A 19508-nucleotide genomic window follows, 5' to 3' on the forward strand; every position below is an offset into this window, starting at 1 on the left:
CATTGACGTTTTGTGTTTTGTTCAGTTTTCAAAGAACTATACATCGCTCAAAGCGACTTATTCATACTAACACCTCTTCATCAAGGTGTCAACATTTTTTAATTTATCGCTTTATACTCTTTCGCATCAGCGACGTTTATTAATATAGCACACTGAATTTATAGGGTCAATATCTTTTTTGTAAAAAATCAGTTCTCTATGTTCTCCTCAATTCTCTGCCCACCTCATTCCTCAGATCCATATCATTTTATATGAAAGCCGAAAGATAGTTGTGCTATATTATTTCTTAAGGGGGCATGATGGGATGGGAATCAAGTACTCGAATAAAATTAATAAAATCCGCACGTTTGCTTTAGGTTTAGTATTTGCGGGGTTGTTTATTTCGTATCTGGGTGTATTCTTTAGAGAATCCCCGCTTGTAATGGCTTTGTTTATTCTAATCGGCTTCTTAGCCATCATCCTAAGCACAGTTGTTTACTTCTGGATTGGTATGCTTTCTACTAAAACGGTTCAGGTTGTTTGTCCAACCTGCGGAAAGCCAACAAAAATGCTTGGTCGCGTTGATGCCTGTATGTACTGCAAACAACCGTTAACAATGGATCGCGAACTAGAGGGCAAAGAATTTGATGAGACATATAATCGAAAACAAAAAAGGGCTGACAATTAATGTCAGCCTTCTTTATTGCAATCTGGACAAATACCATAAAGCTCTAAACGGTGATTTTTAATAACAAACCCCGTTTGCTCTGCAGCCTTCCGCTCTACCTCATCCAATCCGGTATAAGGGAAGTCCACGATTTTACTGCAATTTTCACAAATTACATGATAGTGATGATGAGTTACATAATCAAAACGGCTGGAAGCATCTCCGTAGGTGAGTTCTTTTACAAGTCCTACCTCTTTAAACACACGAAGATTATTGTAAACAGTTGCTACACTCATATTTGGAAACTTGCCTTCTAACGCTTTGTATATTTCATCGGCTGTTGGGTGAGCCATCGATTCCACAAGATACTCTAAAACGGCATGACGTTGTGGAGTAATACGCACACCCGTGCCTTTCAACTGCTCTAATGCTTCTTTCAATTCTTCTTTGACCACCGTCATGCACCCCAATTCTATATGAATTATTACTTTATAATATTTATAATCAGTGTACAGCTTTTTTATTCACCCTGTCAATATTTCTCCCATATTCATCTGGCTTTTATCACAAACCAATTTTTGTACAGCACTTTACCTTTAACGAAAACTCGCTGATTGGCGAGCCGTTAGGTGGAGACAGAGGCGTAGGTGCACTTTGTCCCTAAGATTTCCTGCTATGTCGAATTCACTTCTAACTGGAAACTTATGCTTTCCTACAGCCTTAAAGAAAACTCGCCGACTGGCAAGCCCGGCCCTTGGGTGAAGATAGAGGCGTAGGTGCCCTGATACTGTATTCCTAAAAGTTCCGACTACGTCGAATGCCTTTTAGCTAGAAATTTATCCTTTCCTAACAGTGCAAAAAGAAGATTTTCCTTTATTGCTTTTACATTCAGAGAAACAACCGCAAAAAAAATGCGGAAATCGTTTCCGCACTAAAAAGGCTATCATCTGAGGAGGTATGCCCTGCTTTTACAATATGCGCGGCAACAAAAATGGGTATAGACGAATGACCTATATCACCTTAAAAATTTGTGCATTTACTATTACTTTTTACTCAGACTGCCTGCCATTTTCTTTATTAAGGAAAAAACAAACCCACCTCAGCCTGTCAGCCCTCTTTTTGTTCTATATTTCTTTAACAGCTGCAAGTACTTCCTCCATATGTCCCTTGACCTTTACCTTGCGCCATTCCTTAACTACTTCTCCTTCACTATTAACAAGAAATGTGGACCGTTCGATGCCCATGTATTCTTTCCCAAAGTTCTTCTTCAACTTCCATACCCCATACAGCTCCGCAGCTTCATTTTGCTCATCTGCCAACAGCAAAAATGGTAAGCTGTATTTTTCAATAAACTTAAGATGTCTGCTCACTGGATCTGGACTAATTCCAAGAATCATCGTATTTTGCTCATTAAACACTCCGTATGCATCGCGAAAATCACATGCTTCTGTCGTACAACCGGGTGTCATATCCTTCGGGTAGAAATATAACACAACATTTTTACCCCGATAATCCGACAGCTTCACCAGCTCCCCATTGCTTGCCGGGAGAGCAAAATCCGGTGCTGCTTTACCAACTTCTATCATTTCCCACATCTCCTCAATTAAATATTCTTCTCGGTCAATCATCCAGAGAACTCGCTGACTGGCAGGCCCTTCCCTTGGGTGAAGACAGAGGCGTAGCCTTACTTATACTGTATTCCTAAAAGTTCCGACTACGTTGAATTCACTTCTAGCCGGAAATTATCCTTTCTTACAGTGTAACAAAATCTAATCCCGTTTTTCATGCTCCATAAATGTACGTGCTACAAAGGCAGCGGGCATGGTGTAGCCAACAAGAGCTTCTATAATTGCTATCCAGCGGCCGATACCAACCGGTGTAATATCTCCATACCCGACAGATAGCAATGTAATCGCACTAAAATACATACATACCTCCACCATTTGAAACGAATGTACATCTAAAATCTTCCCATCTTCTTCTAAGACAGGAAGTCCCACTTCTTCAAGCACTAAATAACTTATGCCAAACGCAATAAGAACAGTTGTATAGATAAGGGATAATAAAAATAAATTATGGACGGAGAAAAAGTGACGATCTATCCTCATTGCTACCCAAAGCGATCTCATACTGAAAATAATCGCGATCATCGCAACTATTAAAAGCGCAAACCATCCCATGCTCCCACCTCATTTTATTTGTATGAGGCAATGGGACAAATTATATCAATTCCCAGCACCGCGATAACGCTTTACGCCTATGTTCCAAAGCACTAGAGCCATTCCAAAGAACAGCAGCCCCATCACCGGTGTTAAAAAAGCGTAGCTATACCATTCCGTCCGCCTTAAAAAATAGGATGCCGGATATACGCCAACAAAAGCAAAAGGCAGCACCCATGTTAGAATAAAGCGAATCACTTGATTGTAAATATTCACAGGGTAACGTCCATAGTTGCCGATGTTATACATGAGCGGCATAATCGAGCTCCTTGCATCCGACCAAAAACCGATGCTAGCAAGCGAAACGAAAATGCCTCCGTACACAAGAGCTCCCCCTAGTACCATCACAAGAAAAAGGAACAAGTCATACCAATGAAACGATAAGCCTAGTTTTTCTGACGCATATCCCATAATCAGAAGTCCCGTCACACCACCGAGCAACGATTCCAGCTCCATCTTTTCCAGCACTACCTGAAACAAACTGTGAATAGGTCTTGTCAGAATACGATCCATCTCCCCTTTTACAATATACCGATCATTAAAATCCCAAATATTAAAAAATGATGAGAATATTGCAAAAGGAACAAGAAAAAAGCCGTAAATAAAAATAATTTCCTCACGCGTCCATCCCTGCAGCACCTGTGTATGCCCAAACACCACTAGAATAAAAACAAGATTAACCGCTTGAAGAAGCATATCGGATAACAGCCCTACAACAAGATCTCCGCGGTACTGCAGCTTTGTTTTCATATACTGCGCCGCATATTGCAAAAAGAGACGAATATACATGATCATTTCACCCTCCTTGCACTACAAGCCGTTTTTTAGCCATGTTCCACATAATCAAAATCGGGATAAAGAGAACAACTGACCAAACAGCCTGAAATAAAATTGCATTCCAAATTGCTCTCCCCTGCATACCTTCTGTAAAAATCATGCTTGGAATATAGCTGATTGCTTGGAATGGAAAAAACGCCATAATGTGCTGTGCCCAAACTGGATAAAAACTAACTGGCAGCAGTAAGCCGGAGAATAAATCAATAGTCACTCGCTTTGCGTACATGATCCCATCGTTATTAAATAAGAAGAATGTGATCATACCAGTCATTAAATTGATTTGCGTATTAATAATAAAACTGAACAAAAGGGAGATAAAGAAATACAATAGTGTATAAGGATTCAGCTTAATACTAAGAGAAAATAACAGTACCACTAATATCATGCCTGGGATTGAAAAGAAGAACAAACGAAAAATCCCTTCCCCTAATCCTTGCATTACCTTCATTCCTAAATAACTATAAGGACGAATGAGCTCGACGGCTACACGTCCCTCTTTAATCTCCGCTGCAATTTCCCGATCAATGTTATTAAAGTAAAATGCACGCGCCATCCAAGCTACTGCTACATATGTGGTCATCTGGGCTACAGATAGCCCTTGAATACTCTCTTTCCCACCATAAATTGCCGTCCACAAAAAATAATACGCCGCAATGTTAATCGTATAAATAATGATCCCACTATAATAATTAGAACGATAGGCAAGCATCATTAAAAACCGAATCCGAATCATTTCGATATATTTATCCATGCACAACGCCCTCTTCATAGATGTTCCGGATAATTTCCTCTGTTGATACCTCATTTACCTTCATATCTTGAATACGGAATGTCTGCGCAACTTTTGCGATAAGCATGGATAACACAATTTCCTCATTTGGAATACGTGCCACCCAAACATTAGGACCATTTCCTTGTGTCCAGCTTACATCACTATCAGGCATAAGCACCGCAAGCTGCTGATAGGAAATAGGAGAAGAAAACTGGAATTGTATTTCTTTCTCATCCCCCCATTGAGCACGGAGCTTTTCAAGGGAACCATCATAGATAATTTTCCCTTCATCTAGCATTACAACACGTTCGCACAATGCCTCGATATCTGAAATATCATGTGTTGTAAGTAAAATTGTCGTGTTATACTTTGCGTTAATTTCCTTTAAAAAGTCGCGAATTTTTAGCTTCACAAGTACATCAAGACCGATTGTCGGTTCATCCAAAAATAAAAGAGGTGGGTTATGAAGCAATGCAGCTGCTAATTCACAGCGCATTCGTTGTCCAAGAGAAAGCTTACGAACAGGTTTATCAAGAAGGGCGCTAATATCAAGTGTTTCAATAATATGTCCCATATGTGCTTCATACTGTTCATCAGACACTCCATACACCTTTTTTAACAGGCGGAATGATTCTTGAACAGCAATATCCCACCAAAGCTGCGAGCGTTGTCCAAACACAACACCGATAGACCGAACAAACTTTTCTCTTTCCTTATGCGGATTCATTCCATTCACGGTAATCCGCCCGCTCGTCGGCGTTAAGATTCCCGTTAGCATTTTAATCGTCGTTGATTTACCGGCCCCGTTTTCTCCTATATATCCGATCATCTCTCCTTGCTTGACAGTAAAGGAGATATCGTTTACTGCGCGAACAACTTTATAGTTACGATTAAACAAATCCCTAAAAGCGCCCTTTAGCCCAGAGCGGCTTGAATAGGCAACAAATTCTTTTCGTAAGTCTTTTACTTCAATTGCGTTGCTGCTCATGCTGTTCCCCCTTTTTATGCTACCTATAGGCAGACTGGAATACTCACAACGAATAGTTTACCCAAGCTCACCATGCAGCACAAACATTATGCCTTCCTTGCCATAAACCAGAAAAAACATGTTACAATAAGGCTTGCATCATACTCCATATAGAGTAGATCACTTGAAGGGAGAGCAAAAGAAGTGAACTTCACTCAATCAGAACAACTTCATACAGAAGCATTGCAGCATATCGTCGGAGGTGTAAACAGCCCATCCCGTTCCTATAAGGCGGTCGGCGGTGGTGCGCCTGTTGTGATGAAACGTGCTAAAGGAGCATATTTTTGGGATGTGGATAACAACAAATACATTGATTATTTAGCAGCATATGGCCCTATTATTACAGGCCATGCGCATCCTCATATTACAAAAGCGATTCAAGCTGCGGCGGAGAACGGTGTACTATACGGAACGCCGACGGTGCTTGAAATACAATTCGCAAAAATGCTCAAAGAAGCAATTCCTTCTATGGATAAGGTTCGCTTCGTAAACTCTGGAACAGAAGCAGTTATGACAACAATTCGTGTCGCGCGCGCTTATACGGGTCGTACAAAGATTATTAAATTTGCGGGCTGTTATCACGGGCATTCTGATCTTGTTCTCGTTGCAGCAGGCTCTGGTCCATCTACGCTCGGAACCCCTGACTCTGCTGGTGTTCCAACAAGCATTGCCCAGGAGGTTATTACCGTTCCATTTAATGATGTGGAAACCTTTGCGGCTGCTCTAGAGAAATGGGGCCATGAAGTGGCGGCTGTTCTTGTCGAGCCGATTGTAGGAAATTTTGGAATTGTGTCGCCTAAAGAAGGATTTTTGGAGGCTGTTAATGAATTAACTCATAAAGCTGGGGCTCTTGTCATTTATGATGAGGTCATTACAGCGTTTCGCTTTATGTATGGTGGAGCGCAAAATTTACTTGGCGTCACTCCCGATTTAACCGCCCTTGGAAAAATTATTGGCGGTGGTCTTCCTATTGGCGCCTATGGCGGCAAAAAAGAGATTATGGAGCAAGTTGCACCGCTTGGACCTGCATATCAAGCAGGAACAATGGCAGGCAATCCTGCGTCTATGTCTGCTGGAATCGCCTGCTTGGAAGTCCTAAAGCAAGATGGGGTATATGAAAGACTCGACGAACTCGGTGCTCAGCTGGAAAAAGGGATTGCAGAACAAGCAAAGGTACATAACATCCCTATCACCATCAATCGTTTAAAAGGTGCTCTAACAGTGTTTTTCACAACAAAACGAATTGAAAACTATGAGGACGCCCAAAACACTGACAGCGAAATGTTCGGAAGGTTCTTCAAGCTTATGCTGCAGCAAGGAATCAATCTTGCTCCTTCCAAATATGAAGCATGGTTCCTTACAACAGAGCATTCCAAAGAGGATATTGAACATACAGTTGAAGCCGTAGGAAATGCCTTTGAGCAGCTTTCTAAAGAATTTGTGAACACTTAATATTAAAAAGAAAAAACAGGATGAATGTCCCTGTTTTTTCTCTCCTCCTAGTTTAACAAACAAACAATCAGTAGTATAATTATTCCTAGTCACTTCATAAAGAAAACTCGCCGATTGGCGAGCCCGCCCTTGGGCGAAGACAGAGACGCAGCCCTACTTATACTGTATTCCCAGAATTTTCCACTACATCGAATTGGCTTCTAGCTAGAAATTTATACTTTCTTACAGTGTAAAGGGTACCTCATTCTTCTTTGGTGTATATTTGGGCATTATTCGCCTTGAATATTCTAATAATTTAGAAAAGTCTTATTTTCAAAAAAATGTATGGAGGTGAATGGCCTTCCAGTCAAGGCCCTCGCGATGACAAACAAATGGACTCCTGCGCTTTTTCAAGACTTTCACAACTCAGAACATGACGCATGCGGAATTGTTTCCGTTATGGAAAAAAAACGCATCCCCACAAAAGCAAATATTGACTTATGTATACAATCTCTTGTCAAAATGAATCATCGCGCCGGTTTTATTAACGGAGAAGGCGATGGTATCGGGATTCATATCGATCTCCCAAAAGAATTATGGAAAGAAAAATTGCGGACAAATGGGCAAGACCCACAAATTGCAGATCGCTCCGATTTTGTTGTCGGTCACTTTTTTCTTGACCGCAAAGCAGATGTACTCCCGCTGCAAGCTGAAATGAGAAATACTTTTACAAATAATGGTCTGCACATTGTGTTTGAAAGCGAAAAGGTGACACATAAAGAAGCCCTCGGACCGCTTGGCCAAAAAGAAGAGCCTGTCTTTTGGCAAATTGCCCTGCTGCCGCAGCAAGGTATACAGCACGTGGAACGCACGTTATTTGAACTTACCATTTTACTTGAGAAGAATGATAAGGTTCATGTTGCTTCCCTAAGCCCTCATCATGTTGTATACAAAGTAATGGGGGCAGGAGATACACTCATCAACTACTACACTGATTTAACAAACCCGCTTATCGCATCAACGATGACTCTTGGTCATAATCGATACTCTACAAATACTTTATCAAACTTCTTCCGTGTACAGCCGTTCAGTGTGCTTGGACATAACGGTGAAATTAATACGATTGCAAAGCTGCGTGATCAGGCAGAAATGCTGAACGTACCATTAACAAATGGCGGAAGCGACTCACAAGATTTAAACCGCACAATTGACACACTCATTTCCCGTTACGATTACAGCTTGTTCGAAGCAGTTGACCTTTTGTTTCCGCCAATTATAAATGAGATCAAACTCTATCAAGAAAAGCTGCAAGATTTATATACGTATATGCGCGAAGGATGGGGGCATTTTGCTCAAGGACCTGCTGGAATTATTTCCCGTTATAAGGACGAAGCAGTCTTCAGTGTTGATTCCCTAGGATTGCGCCCTTTGTGGAAGGTAGAGACAGAAACAGCTTACATTTTCTCCTCGGAGCCTGGTGTCGTGCCGCCAAACGAATATACAGCTGAGCCAAAGGCACTTGCACCAGGGGAAAAAATTGGTCTCAAGTGGGATGAAGCAGGAGAAATGGTTGTATACGAATATGAACAATTTCAAAAGGAAATATATAAGCGCTTTAGCCAACGTGTGAATTTGACAGACTACCGGGGCCACCTTGAATGTCCAACACCGCAAAAGGCGGAAAAAGTTGCTCCTGACCTAAAAGTAGAGGATCGCCAGTATGCAGCTTTCGGATGGGACCGGGAGAACATTCAATTGCTTGAGCAAATGGCGGAAAAAGGCGCCGAGCCAATTCGTTCTCTCGGACATGATGCACCGCTTGCTGCGCTAGATTCCGGCCGGCGCAATATCGCAGACTTTATAAAAGAAAGTGTTGCCGTTGTAACCAATCCAGCGATTGACCGCGACCGCGAAATTGAACATTTTTCGACGCGTACAGTTATAGGAAAACGACCTTCGCTATTTGAAAAAACAGGGCAAACAACAATTTTAGAGCTTCCTTCCCCTGTATTACTAGAAGGAGAAATCGGACAGCAGGCCGCAGAGCAAGCGGGACAGCTTTCTTATGAACAGCTTGCAGGACTTTTTGCAGCAAAGGATTCTCTTTACAAGCTATCTGCAACCTATAAGGGTTCTGAAACATTAGCAGCCGCATTAGAACGCTTGGCAGAGGAGGCCATTGCCGCTGTAAAAAATGGTGCTTCATTGCTTGTATTAGATGATGGCAACGCTCATCAAAACGGAAACCTCTGGATTGATCCGCACCTCATTACAGCAAAGATGCAGCAAATACTTGTTAAGGCTGGGTTACGCCGTGACTGTTCCATTTTACTCCGCTCTGGTGCGATCCGCTCCTTGCATGATCTTGTGACCGCATACGGATTAGGCGCAGATGTGATTAACCCATATCTTATGTTAGCGACGGTAAGCGACGGAACAGAAAAGCCTTGTCTCAACCTTTATAATGCTTTGAATAAAGGATTAGAAAAGGTTATCTCGACAATCGGTATTCACGAATTGCGTGGATACGGACGCCTCTTCTCCTCAATCGGATTACATGAGGAAGTTGCAAAGGTGTTAAATATCGTCAACTTCTTAGGAGCTGATACTCTTGCATTCAATTTTGAAAGCATGAAGGAGGACGCCGTCCAGCGTGCGGAGGACTATAGCAAAGAAACCGTGAAAATGCGCAAAACATTCCATATCTTCCCTCGTGTATGGAAAGCAATTGGCGATGTAGCAAAAGGAAATGCATATGATGATTACCGTGAAAAGTTGACGGACATTGAAACAAAAACGCCAATTTCCATCCGTCACTTGGCTGATTTTAAAGAATCTGAGACTCCTGTCCCAACAGAAAAGGTAAGTATCAAGGCTGGAGAGCATCATTTACCGTTTATTATCAGCTCCATGTCCTTTGGTTCACAAAACGAAATTGCATTCCGGGCATATGCGGAGGCGGCAGAGCGGTTGAACATGATCAGCTTAAACGGTGAAGGCGGAGAAATTAAGGATATGATCGGCAAATATCCGAAAACGCGTGGACAACAGGTTGCGTCCGGACGCTTCGGAGTCAATGCAGATTTACTGAACTCCTCCAACTTAATCGAAATTAAAATCGGGCAAGGAGCAAAGCCTGGTGAAGGTGGGCATTTGCCTGGCTCAAAGGTAACAGCGAAAATTGCTGAAGCGCGCAATGCCACAATCGGTTCAGATTTAATCTCACCCTCTAATAACCACGACATCTACTCGATTGAGGATTTAGCGCAAATTATCGCTGAAATCAAAACAGGCAATAATAAAGCAAAAGTAGCTGTTAAGGTGCCAGTCGTTCCGAACATTGGAACCATCGCAGTTGGAATTGCCAAGGCAGGTGCTAATTTTATAAATATCAGTGGATTTGATGGTGGTACAGGTGCAGCGAGAATTCATGCACTACAGCACGTTGGATTGCCAGTGGAAATTGGTGTCAAAGCAGCTCATAACGCCCTTATTGAAGCGGGCATGCGCGACAGTGTCGAAATTTGGGCAGATGGTGGTCTGCGCAGTGTAGCTGATGCATTGAAGGTGATGCTACTTGGCGCAAACCGCGTTGGGTTTGGAACACTCTCTATGATTGCAATTGGCTGTACAACTTGCCGCGGCTGTCATCTCGATACATGTCATGTGGGGATTGCAACGCAAATTGAATCCGAAGCACAAGCGAAGGAGCATGGATTACGCCGCTTCGTTCCTCGTGAATTTGACGGTGCCGTGCAAGGACTTATGAACTTATTTACAACATTTGGATTAGAGCTAAAACGCCTTGTCGGTCTGCTAGGTTTTAATAGCCTGCAGGAAGTTGTGGGTCGCTCCGATTTACTTGAACAGACCCGTGGCTTACAGCTTATGGATTTATCCCGCCTCCTTCGCGTCTTGGAGGCAAAACCATTCTTAACAGTTACATTGACAACAGCAGAACAAGAAACTGCCTCTGAATTCTCGGCAGACTCAAAAGAATTGGTTGCTGTCGGCGTTGAACAACGCGCCATGGGGGCGTTAGAGTCTTGTTATCGTACCCGAAGCAAGCTTGCAGGCGAATCGCTCCACCCTATTACGCTTCAATATGCAAATGCAATTCCAGGAAACGGTCTTGGTGCCTTTAATAGCAAGGATATTTTCATCCATGTCAGCGGCGGTGCACAAGACGGTATCGGGAAAACATCATTTGGCGGCGGCATTTATGTAATGAAGGCAAAGGGAAAAGACGGCAGCTACTATAATGGCTCCGCTGGTAAAGGCTTCGGCTACGGTGCACAAAAGGGCTCCTTGTATGTACAAGGAAATGCTGATGCACGTGCTGGTATCCGCCTCTCTGGTGCTGATATGATTATCGGGGGCCGCATTACCAAAGCAATTCCTGCTCAGGAGCACGGAAATATTGGCGTACACTCCAATATTAAAGGTTTTGCCTTTGAGTATATGACAAACGGACGCGGTCTCGTTTTAGGAGATCCAGGTCCATGGATTTGCGCAGGTATGACGGGCGGAGTCGTATACTTACGTCACCAGCCAGAAATGGGATTAACAGAAGCTGCGATCCGCCGCCGTATCGCCAAGGGGGCAAGTGTAACAGTGCAGGCACTCAGCTCAAAAGGTGTAGCGGATGTAACAGAAATGTTGACAGATTATATCCGTATCCTTAACGCACATGAGCAATATGAAGAAGCAACTATCATTTCTTCCTTACTTGACGATATCAAAAATAGCTTCTTCGAAGTGATTCCAACAAAAGAGCAGGCAGATCCGTCTGTATCAACAGAATGAAATTTTCTTACCCAATTGAAGCTGGTCGATGCAGCTAGACACTCTTTCTATATATGGGGAGACAAAAGCACCTGTCACGAGTCAGGTGCTTTTGTCATACATTTTTTCCTTTCCCACACGACTCTCACTTTCTTTTTCAAAATACCTCTTGCGAACCACTTATAATGCCTGTATAGTAACGTAATGTGAATTCGTGAATACAGAAAGGAATCTTAGAAAATCATGAAATTGGGTGCTAGGATTTTAAAAACAGGGATTGCGATTACGTTAGCGCTGTATGCAGCCATACTGCTTGAAATACCCTCTCCTGGGCTTGCAGGAATTTCAGCTGTATTTGCTATCCAGCCATCTGTTTATCGTTCTTACTTAACGGCTTTAGAACAATTACAGGCAAATGTAATTGGAGCTCTCTTCGCAATTGCATTTGCATTAGCTTTTGGCAATAACCCCTTTATTATCGGATTAACATCTGTGATTATCATTGCATTGGCGCTTAAGCTGCGATTGGAAAATACAATCCCCATTGCTCTCGTAACCGTTATTGCGATTATGGAATATGAGGGCGCCGATTTCCTTGACTTCGCGTTACTGCGCTTTGTTACCATTATGTTTGGAATTCTCGCAGCTTCTGTTGTAAATCTAGTCTTTATGCCCCCAAAGTATGAGACAAAGCTTTATCATAGAATGGCAGCAAATACGGAGGAAATTCTAAAATGGATTCGCTTAAATAGTAGAAAAGCATCTGATTTTGCTAGTTTAAAAGCAGACTTAGATAAGATGAAAGAAAAAATGATTAAGCTGAATCATCTGTATTTGCTATATCAGGAAGAAAGAAGCTATACGAAAAAAACCCGTTACGCAAAATCAAGAAAGCTCGTTTTATTCCGCCAAATGCTGGCGACTACAAGCCGCGCCCTCGAGACGCTGAAATTGCTGCATCGTCTTGAAAATGAGCTGCACCGTATGCCATCCGCTTTTCAGGATCATATTCAAAATGAGCTCAATTCTCTTGTAAATTATCATGAGCAGATGCTGCTGAAATTTATCGGTAAGGTGAAGACTCAGCATTCTTCGTATATACTCAATGAAGTATCCATATGCAGGCAGCAGCTCATTCAAACATTTATGTCCTATCAAACTAACGAGGATAGCGAACAATATAAAACGTGGCTTCACCTCTTCCCGCTTGTATCTTCTATTATAGATTACAGTGAGAAGGTAGAGCATCTTGACTTGTTAATTAGCAGCTTCTACACATATCACAACAATCCGGAAGATGAATTACACATTCAAGAAAAACGAGAGGATGAATAAGAAAAGCAGACAAGGCCCGCCTTTTATGGCAGCGTAGGGGGGGCCGGAGTAAAAGGCGCTTTCTGACTTTTGCGGAGATTCAGCCTGGAGTCTGCCATTTTGGGCCTTGGGAGCTAGACATCCCCCCGAAAAGTTATACTTTCTTATCTTGTAAAGGAAACTCGCCAATTGGCGAGTTTTCTTTATTACAAGGAGGTACGAGATCTCCTACGATTCTTTTCAAGGAAAAAATAATAATTATGTACTAAATCTTATGATTACTGGAAATAATGCAAATTAGTTAAAGAAGGAGGTGTGATGATTGAAAGACGAACTACATGCTTTCTATCAAATCTTCACTACTACTAAAGATGCCATTGAAAAATTTATGAATATACTAGAACCCGTGATTCAAAATGCAAAAGATGATCATGAACGCCTTTATTATCATCATATTTACGAAGAGGAAGAACAACGGCTATCGCGTCTGGCTGAACTTATCCCCCTTATTAGTAAATTTGAAAAAGAAAAGGAAGAGAACAGTTTTTCACCCACCAATAATGAATTTAATCGTCTTTTACAAGAATTAAACCTTGAAAAATTCGGATTACATAATTTTGTAGAACACCTAGATTTAGCACTCTTTCAATTTACAGATGAGGAACGCAGCACTCAATTAAATCAAATGAGAAATGTTTCTTACCAAGATTATCAACAAGTAAAAAACATGTTAAATGAAATTAACGCGAAATTTGACCATAACTATGTCGATCCGCATGCACATCATGATGAGCACCACGACCATTTAGCTCCGCCAGGTTCTTCATCGATTGCCAAATCATCTCAAAAGAAAAAAGGGTTTACGGTCGGAAGTTTAATATAAGTAAAGATGCAGGAAGAAGGTAAAAAGTATGAGTAAATCACAACTATTTCCAGACTCACCATTAACAGATCAAGACTTCTTACAATTAGATCAGACCGTTATTGAGGCTGCACGAAAACAACTGATTGGACGTCGTTTCATTGAGCTGTACGGCCCACTTGGCAGAGGAGTGCAAAGTATCTCCAATGATATTTTTATGGAAAATCACGAAGCAAAGATGGCTTTCCAAGGGTCATTTGATACAGATATCGAGGATAGCAAACGAGTAAATTATACTATTCCGTTACTTTACAAAGATTTTGTTTTATATTGGCGTGACCTGGAACAAACAAAGGTATTAGATATTCCTATCGATTTTTCTGTAGCTGCAAATGCTGCTCGTGATGTGGCCATATTAGAGGATCAAATGATTTTCCATGGTTCAAAGGAATTTGATATCCCTGGATTAATGAATGTAAAAGGCCGATTAACACACTTAATTGGAAATTGGTATGAGTCAGGAAGCGCTTTTCAAGATGTAGTTGAAGCTAGAAACAAGCTGCTTGAAATGAAGCATAATGGCCCCTTTGCTCTAGTCTTATCTCCAGAGCTATACTCACTATTGCATCGTGTACATAAAGACACCAATGTTCTAGAAATTGAACATGTTCGTGAGCTTGTTACGGACGGGGTGTTTCAATCACCAGTTTTAAAAGGAAAAACAGGTGTTTTAGTCAATACAGGACGGAATAATTTAGACTTGGCTGTTTCCGAAGACTTTGAAACAGCATATTTAGGGGAAGAAGGTATGAATCACCCGTTCCGTGTGTATGAAATGATTGTTTTGCGGATTAAACGGCCTTCCGCGATTTGTACATTAGAAGATCCTAAGAGCTGAGGAATCGATGCCCATGAATAAAAGAATGTTAACAGTGGGATCTCTTATTCCAAAACACATGCTATTGACTAACCACTTGGTAATTCATCCAATTGTAAAAGCCAGCCCGTCTGCTACAGAGCATCGTCATCCTAACAGCATTAACCTGCTGCAAAATCAAATACAATTTGAGGTTCGACCTGCAAAAGGGAATTTATTAGATGTCGCTTTGGAGCAAGGCCAAGCTTTGCAGTATAAATGCCGAAAGGGAACCTGCGGAGTATGCACTGTTCAAGTTGTAAAAGGGGCATCCTGCTTATCCTCTCCAAATGAAAAGGAGCAGAAAAAACTCAAAAAAGGCATAAACGACGGTTATCGCTTAGCTTGTCAGGCAAATATCACTTAAAGAAAACTCGCCGATTGGCGAGCCCTGCCCTTGGGCGAAGACAGAGGCGTAGTTGCCCTTATACTTTGTTCCTAAAATTTCTAACTACGTCGAACTGTCTTCCTGCTAGAAATTTATACTTTCTTAAAGTGTAAATGAAACAAAAGATGATACTGCCCTTCTTGAGACCAAATACAAAATGGATCATCGAGAAAACCCAGCTATATTCAGGGTTTATAGGATGATCCATTTTGTATTTTTTTATTTTTCTAATGAGAAGACTTTCGAATCAATCACTTTCAAGATTATGCAAATAGCCGTTCCTTTAAATGAACAAGATTATCTTCAATTTGAAATGGAAGCGAAATATCATGCTTTTTGAATTCATTTACACTTATGTCTCGAATAAGCTTTAATGCTTCCTTCTTGAAGGTATGTGTTACAAATCCATCATTAATTTCACACAGCTTTTGTAAGTATTGTAGAGTATCGCCTAATAACATTTGTTTTACATGATTGTTGTTTAACTGGCAAATCAACTTATGCTGTAACTCTTTTATCATAGCAATTTGATCAACATGTACCATAATGTTCGTGCCATTTTCATCTATAAAGCATAGGGAAACATACTGACCTTTTGAGACGTCAATATTCGTAAATACTGGGTTATGATATATCTCTCCAGACGATAAACAAATAACGCTTGCTTCTGCCGCCCCGCCTATTTTACGGTAATTTGAAATTACAGTATGAATATCTTTTAACCCATGCAACATGTTAAACATACGATTTCTCCCCTAGTCAATATAAAAGTATTTTCAATAATATTTTAAGGAAAATGATAATCATTGTCAATTGGTTTTGTTTTCCTAATATTGGGCTTTAATATAATCGAGACAAAGGCTGTACAGAGGCGGAGTTGCTCTTATACCTTATTTCTAAAATTTCTCGCCACGTCCAATTGCCTTCCGGCTCGAAATTTATATTTTCTTAAGGTATAAAAAATGAACCACCGCAGAAACTTAGTGAATACACGAGTTTCTAGGATGATCCATCTTTTTACTTTATCATTTGGGGACTCTTTCCCCACGCTAGGAAATCAGCAATTACAAAGCTGCTTCCAATTCTGATTTCTTATTTACCAAGCACCATTTTCTCAATTTCATCTAGCACTTGTTCAGCTGCAAGTACACCGCCAGCAGTATTCCAAATGGCATCATCTACCTGATGGGCATTTCCACTCTTAACAGCATTTAAATTTTTCCAAAGCGGATCGTTCGTCCAGTCTTTTTCAGTATCTAAAGCTGCTTGGTCACCTGCCGGAGCATAAGTGAAGTAAAAGAGCAGATCTCCATCCATTTGTGGAATAGCTTCTTTACCAACCTCAATAGCAAGGCTGCCAAGCTTATTGTCAGGAGTAAATAGCGCTTCTTGCTGCTTAGAACGTTTAAATCCTAATTCGTTCAAAATAACTCCAGAGAAGGAATCTGTGTAGTAAATACGAGTTTTTCCGGCCATGAAACGAACAACAGAAACTTCTTGATTTACTTTATCACCTAATTTTTTCTTTAGCGCTGCTACATGATCATCATATTTCTTTAATACTTCGTTGCCTTTTTCTTCTTGATTTACAGCTTTTGCATATAGCTTAAAGTTTTCCTTCCAGTCTCCTCTTAGTGTTTCTGCAAAGACTGTTGGGGCAATGGCATTCAACTGGTCATAAATTTTCTCTTGGCGGATCTTGTTACCAATAATAAGATCTGGCTTTAATGCCGCAATTGCTTCAACATTTACTTCACTTTCCGTTCCGACAACCTGTACATCCTTCATTTTATCTTTAATATGGTCATACCATGGATCTCCCAACCACGATTGTACGGCTCCTACTGGTTTTATTCCCATAGCAAGGAGAGCTTCTGTTCCTTCATTTGTTAAGATTACAATACGCTTTGGTGTACCTTTTATTTCTGTTGTACCCATCGCATGCTCTACCGTATACGTTTCGGTTGTTTTTGTTGCTTCTTCTTTTGGCTGTTCCTCTTGTTTCCCGCATGCGCCTAGCAATAAGGAAACAGATAAAACAAGCATAAGCAAACCCCAAGAAAACTTTTTCACTTATGTAACCCCCATTTTATTGATAATGATTTTCATTTACAAAATGAATGATACAATATGGTAGAAAGTTCTGTCAACGGTTAATTGAAAAAAGTTATCATTCTCATTGACGGGATATCTGAACTTCGCTAGACTGAAGCTAACGAGCAAAAGAGAGGATATACAGATAATGATTTGTAAAACCATACAAACAAAAGCACTTGGACTATTACTATTTACCTTGTTACTTCTTTATGGTATGTGGGCAAGTATTATTTATGGCTATGTAGATACAGATATCAAAACTGCAGTAAATGCATTTACAAATTATAACGGTTCAAATGAGCATATTATCATCAAAACGGTACGGCTACCGCGCTCTCTCATTGCAGCAGCTGTCGGAGCAAGCTTGGCAGTAGCCGGCGCTATTTTGCAAGTATTAACAAAAAACCCCCTTGCTTCCCCAAGCCTGCTGGGAATTAACGCTGGAGCTTCCTTCTTTATTGTATGTTCTGTTTCCGTTTTTTCAATTCAATCGCTTCAAGCCTTTACTTGGATTGCTTTTCTTGGTGCAGCTGTTACAGCTTGTCTTGTGTTTATCATCGCTTCAATTGGCCGAGAAGGGCTCACTCCTATTAAACTTACACTTGCTGGAGTAGCAATCGGGGCTGTATTCTCATCATTTACTCAAGGCTTACTTGTACTAAATGAGGCACTACTTGATGAAGTATTGTTTTGGTTATCCGGTTCCGTGCAAGGACGCAAGCTGGAAATGCTGACAAGTGTTCTTCCTTATCTAATCATTGCTTGGCTTGGTGCAGCAATAATGGCTGGAAAGCTAAACATTTTATTATTGGGTGATGATGTGTCACGTGGACTAGGTCAGCGCACACAGCTTGTAAAAGGCATCCTCGTACTCATTGTTATACTGTTAGCCGGAAGTTCAGTCGCGGTGGCAGGACCTATTGGATTTGTAGGAATTATCGTTCCGCACGTGGCTCGTGCATTTGTTGGGCTTGATTATAGATGGGTTCTTCCTTACAGCGCAGTGCTCGGCGGGATTTTATTGCTTGCTGCTGATATTGGAGCACGATACATTTTAATGCCGCAAGAGGTGCCGGTTGGAGTCATGACTGCGGTGATTGGTACACCGTTCTTTATTTATATTGCTAGAAAAGGAGGCATCGCAAAATGAAAAAGCACATTCCCCTTAGAATCGGTCATAACATTTCATTTTTGCTGCAGCAAAAAGCGCTCCTTACAATAGGATGCTTGCTAGGGGCTGTAATATGCCTTTTCTTTGTAAGCGCAGGAATAGGCGAGATGCAAATCTCACCTGTTCACGTCTTTCAGGCATTGATTGGTGAAGGAAATGAGATGGACAGACTTGTTGTTACGACATTTCGCCTGCCTCGTATTCTAATAGCACTGTTAGTGGGTATCGGTCTCGCGATAGCCGGCAGTATCCTGCAGGGTCTTGTACGGAATCCGCTTGCTTCTCCAGAAATTATCGGGGTGACAGACGGTGCCGGTGCTGCTGTTGTTTTATGTTTAGCGCTGTTTAGCGACACTAATGGCTCCTTAACAATCAGTATTCAGTGGCTGCCGCTCGCCGCGTTCCTTGGAGCGAGCTTAACTGCGTTTCTTATATATGTACTATCCTGGAAACATGGTGAAATCACGCCGCTGCGCATGGTACTTATCGGAATCGGTATTGCTGCACTGTTGAAGGCTGTTACTACTTTACTTATGGTACTCGGTCCCATTCACAATGCCAGCCAAGCTAACATCTGGTTAACCGGAACAGTACATGGATCGAATTGGAAAAATGTTGCTGTTTTAGCTCCTTGGATTACGGTCCTTAGTCTAATTGCCTGGCTGATGGCGCGTAAGCTAAACGTCCAGGAATTAGGAGATGCTCTGGCAACGGGGCTTGGCAATAGAGTCGGACGCCAACGATTCTATTTACTGCTGCTTTGTACAGCATTGGTCGGAGGATCAGTTGCATTTGCAGGCGGTATCATTTTTGTCGGGTTAATCGCACCCCATATTGCCCGAAAGCTGGTCGGTTCCTCTTACGGAGCACTTATTCCAACAGCGGCATTAATTGGAGCCCTACTCATGATGGGGGCAGATTTAATCGGTCGAATAATATTATCTCCACTGGAAGTGCCAGCTGGTGTATTCACAGCAGCTATCGGAGCACCCTATTTTATTTACTTATTATATAGAAGCAGAAACTCATAAGAAAGGTACGGT

The 19508-nt window shown here is 41.4% G+C and carries 17 protein-coding genes; 9 read left to right on the plus strand and 8 right to left on the minus strand.

The features are described 5' to 3' along the window. The first annotated feature begins 304 nt into the window (after nucleotides 1-304). Nucleotides 305-667, plus strand: a complete 363-nt coding sequence (locus tag EP737_RS13545) for a YgzB family protein (protein WP_129728512.1) — start codon at nucleotides 305-307, stop codon at nucleotides 665-667. 2 nt (nucleotides 668-669) lie between these two features. On the opposite strand, the gene perR is transcribed toward EP737_RS13545, so the two are convergent. The 6 genes from perR to EP737_RS13575 form a co-directional block, all read right to left on the minus strand. Then, the gene (perR, locus tag EP737_RS13550; RefSeq protein WP_129728513.1) at nucleotides 670-1107 is read right to left on the minus strand and encodes a peroxide-responsive transcriptional repressor PerR; all 438 of its coding nucleotides are present in this window, start codon (nucleotides 1105-1107) and stop codon (nucleotides 670-672) included. A gap of 663 nt (nucleotides 1108-1770) precedes the next feature. After that, nucleotides 1771-2232 (minus strand): thioredoxin-dependent thiol peroxidase, encoded by a 462-nt coding sequence (gene bcp / locus EP737_RS13555; protein ID WP_129728514.1) that lies wholly within the window; start codon nucleotides 2230-2232, stop codon nucleotides 1771-1773. A gap of 183 nt (nucleotides 2233-2415) precedes the next feature. Next, nucleotides 2416-2826, minus strand: coding sequence for a potassium channel family protein (locus EP737_RS13560; protein ID WP_129728515.1), 411 nt, complete (start codon nucleotides 2824-2826; stop codon nucleotides 2416-2418). Between the two features lie 45 nt (nucleotides 2827-2871). Continuing rightward, a complete protein-coding gene (locus tag EP737_RS13565) occupies nucleotides 2872-3657 on the minus strand; it encodes an ABC transporter permease (protein ID WP_129728609.1) in 786 nt (261 codons plus the stop codon). A gap of 4 nt (nucleotides 3658-3661) precedes the next feature. Beyond that, nucleotides 3662-4453 (minus strand): ABC transporter permease, encoded by a 792-nt coding sequence (locus EP737_RS13570; protein WP_129728516.1) that lies wholly within the window; start codon nucleotides 4451-4453, stop codon nucleotides 3662-3664. After that, nucleotides 4446-5462 carry an ABC transporter ATP-binding protein gene (locus EP737_RS13575; RefSeq protein WP_129728517.1) on the minus strand — a complete coding sequence of 339 codons (1017 nt, stop codon included), beginning with the start codon at nucleotides 5460-5462 and terminating at the stop codon, nucleotides 4446-4448. The genes EP737_RS13570 and EP737_RS13575 overlap by 8 nt, the downstream gene beginning before the upstream one ends. 183 nt (nucleotides 5463-5645) lie before the next feature. Here EP737_RS13575 and EP737_RS13580 point away from each other — a divergent pair, with 183 nt between their 5' ends. The 6 genes from EP737_RS13580 to EP737_RS13605 all read left to right on the plus strand — a co-directional run bounded on the left by EP737_RS13580 (nucleotide 5646) and on the right by EP737_RS13605 (nucleotide 15176). Then, nucleotides 5646-6953, plus strand: coding sequence for a glutamate-1-semialdehyde 2,1-aminomutase (locus tag EP737_RS13580; protein ID WP_129728518.1), 1308 nt, complete (start codon nucleotides 5646-5648; stop codon nucleotides 6951-6953). A 324-nt stretch (nucleotides 6954-7277) separates the two neighbouring features. After that, nucleotides 7278-11738 (plus strand): glutamate synthase-related protein, encoded by a 4461-nt coding sequence (locus EP737_RS13585; protein ID WP_425455907.1) that lies wholly within the window; start codon nucleotides 7278-7280, stop codon nucleotides 11736-11738. Between the two features lie 222 nt (nucleotides 11739-11960). Beyond that, nucleotides 11961-13052, plus strand: a complete 1092-nt coding sequence (locus EP737_RS13590) for an aromatic acid exporter family protein (protein WP_129728520.1) — start codon at nucleotides 11961-11963, stop codon at nucleotides 13050-13052. 301 nt (nucleotides 13053-13353) lie between these two features. After that, nucleotides 13354-13914 (plus strand): IMEF encapsulin system ferritin-like cargo protein, encoded by a 561-nt coding sequence (locus tag EP737_RS13595; protein ID WP_129728521.1) that lies wholly within the window; start codon nucleotides 13354-13356, stop codon nucleotides 13912-13914. Nucleotides 13915-13942: 28 nt separating this feature from the next. Continuing rightward, nucleotides 13943-14791: a family 1 encapsulin nanocompartment shell protein gene (locus EP737_RS13600; RefSeq protein WP_129728522.1), complete on the plus strand. Its 849-nt coding sequence runs from the start codon at nucleotides 13943-13945 to the stop codon at nucleotides 14789-14791. A gap of 13 nt (nucleotides 14792-14804) precedes the next feature. Next, on the plus strand, nucleotides 14805-15176 hold the full coding sequence (locus EP737_RS13605) for a 2Fe-2S iron-sulfur cluster-binding protein (protein ID WP_165350792.1): 372 nt from the start codon (nucleotides 14805-14807) through the stop codon (nucleotides 15174-15176). 284 nt (nucleotides 15177-15460) lie between these two features. Here EP737_RS13605 and EP737_RS13610 read toward each other — a convergent pair whose 3' ends face one another. Together EP737_RS13610 and EP737_RS13615 are read right to left on the minus strand one after the other, a co-directional pair. Continuing rightward, the gene (locus EP737_RS13610; protein WP_129728524.1) at nucleotides 15461-15940 is read right to left on the minus strand and encodes a hypothetical protein; all 480 of its coding nucleotides are present in this window, start codon (nucleotides 15938-15940) and stop codon (nucleotides 15461-15463) included. A 349-nt stretch (nucleotides 15941-16289) separates the two neighbouring features. Then, the gene (locus EP737_RS13615) at nucleotides 16290-17270 is read right to left on the minus strand and encodes an ABC transporter substrate-binding protein (RefSeq protein ID WP_246040258.1); all 981 of its coding nucleotides are present in this window, start codon (nucleotides 17268-17270) and stop codon (nucleotides 16290-16292) included. Between the two features lie 169 nt (nucleotides 17271-17439). Here EP737_RS13615 and EP737_RS13620 point away from each other — a divergent pair, with 169 nt between their 5' ends. Together EP737_RS13620 and EP737_RS13625 are read left to right on the plus strand one after the other, a co-directional pair. Next, complete coding sequence (locus tag EP737_RS13620) at nucleotides 17440-18444, plus strand: FecCD family ABC transporter permease (RefSeq protein ID WP_129728525.1); 1005 nt, start codon at nucleotides 17440-17442, stop codon at nucleotides 18442-18444. Continuing rightward, nucleotides 18441-19496 carry a FecCD family ABC transporter permease gene (locus tag EP737_RS13625; RefSeq protein WP_129728526.1) on the plus strand — a complete coding sequence of 352 codons (1056 nt, stop codon included), beginning with the start codon at nucleotides 18441-18443 and terminating at the stop codon, nucleotides 19494-19496. The genes EP737_RS13620 and EP737_RS13625 overlap by 4 nt, the downstream gene beginning before the upstream one ends. Nucleotides 19497-19508 lie beyond the last annotated feature (12 nt).

It is taken from the genome of Ectobacillus funiculus (assembly GCF_004138295.1).
Taxonomy (GTDB): Bacteria; Bacillota; Bacilli; order Bacillales; family Bacillaceae_G; genus Ectobacillus; species Ectobacillus funiculus.

Coding starts and splice junctions, on each gene's coding strand:
- EP737_RS13545 (WP_129728512.1), top strand. CDS start 305: ATGGGAATCAAGTACTCGAATAAAATTAATAAAATCCGCACGTTTGCT.
- perR (WP_129728513.1), bottom strand. CDS start 1,107: ATGACGGTGGTCAAAGAAGAATTGAAAGAAGCATTAGAGCAGTTGAAA.
- bcp (WP_129728514.1), bottom strand. CDS start 2,232: ATGATAGAAGTTGGTAAAGCAGCACCGGATTTTGCTCTCCCGGCAAGC.
- EP737_RS13560 (WP_129728515.1), bottom strand. CDS start 2,826: ATGGGATGGTTTGCGCTTTTAATAGTTGCGATGATCGCGATTATTTTC.
- EP737_RS13570 (WP_129728516.1), bottom strand. CDS start 4,453: ATGGATAAATATATCGAAATGATTCGGATTCGGTTTTTAATGATGCTT.
- EP737_RS13575 (WP_129728517.1), bottom strand. CDS start 5,462: ATGAGCAGCAACGCAATTGAAGTAAAAGACTTACGAAAAGAATTTGTT.
- EP737_RS13585 (WP_425455907.1), top strand. CDS start 7,278: ATGGAGGTGAATGGCCTTCCAGTCAAGGCCCTCGCGATGACAAACAAA.
- EP737_RS13590 (WP_129728520.1), top strand. CDS start 11,961: ATGAAATTGGGTGCTAGGATTTTAAAAACAGGGATTGCGATTACGTTA.
- EP737_RS13600 (WP_129728522.1), top strand. CDS start 13,943: ATGAGTAAATCACAACTATTTCCAGACTCACCATTAACAGATCAAGAC.
- EP737_RS13605 (WP_165350792.1), top strand. CDS start 14,805: ATGAATAAAAGAATGTTAACAGTGGGATCTCTTATTCCAAAACACATG.
- EP737_RS13610 (WP_129728524.1), bottom strand. CDS start 15,940: ATGTTTAACATGTTGCATGGGTTAAAAGATATTCATACTGTAATTTCA.
- EP737_RS13620 (WP_129728525.1), top strand. CDS start 17,440: ATGATTTGTAAAACCATACAAACAAAAGCACTTGGACTATTACTATTT.
- EP737_RS13625 (WP_129728526.1), top strand. CDS start 18,441: ATGAAAAAGCACATTCCCCTTAGAATCGGTCATAACATTTCATTTTTG.